General features: G+C 71.7%; 1 protein-coding gene. It reads left to right on the top strand.

Annotated elements, in window-relative coordinates; all coding sequences use genetic code 11:
• On the top strand, positions 1–625 hold a 625-nt coding region (gene tsf, locus N2041_RS14605; protein ID WP_367187740.1), incomplete at both ends, for a translation elongation factor Ts.

Below are 625 nucleotides of genomic sequence, written 5' to 3'. Positions count from 1 at the left end.
GAAGAAGGCCGAGGACCTGTTGCGCATCAAGAGCGGGGCGAAGGCGAGCAAGGCGGCGGGGCGCATCGCCGCCGAGGGCGTGATCGGCGCGTACCTCGCGCCGGGCGGCAGGCTCGGCGCGCTGGTCGAGGTGAACTGCGAGACCGACTTCGTGGCGAAGAACCCGGATTTCCTCGCCTTCGCCAAGGGGCTGGCCGAGCTCGTGGCGCGGGAGAGCCCGGCGGACGTCGCAGCCCTCGCGCGGCTCGCGATCGGCGGCGAGAACGTCGAGGCGAAGCGGCAGGCACTGGTGCAGAAGATCGGCGAGAACCTCTCGATCCGGCGCTTCGTCCGCTACGAGACCGCCGGGCAGCTCGCCGCTTACCTGCACGGCACGCGCATCGGCGTGCTGGTCGACCTCGCCGCGGGCGACGAGGCCCTCGGCAAGGACCTCGCCATGCACATCGCCGCCAGCCGGCCGATCTGCGTCTCGCGCGACGAGGTGCCGGCGGACCTGATCGCGCGCGAGCGCGAGATCTACAGGGCGCAGGCCGCGGAGTCCGGCAAGCCCGCGAACATCGTCGAGAAGATGGTCGAAGGGCGCATCGCCAAGTACCTCGCCGAGGTGACCCTCCTCGGCCAGCCC

This window comes from Tepidiforma sp. (assembly GCF_026419595.1).
Taxonomy (GTDB): domain Bacteria; phylum Chloroflexota; class Dehalococcoidia; order Tepidiformales; family Tepidiformaceae; genus Tepidiforma.
This window is presented reverse-complemented; position numbering and strand designations above follow the sequence as displayed.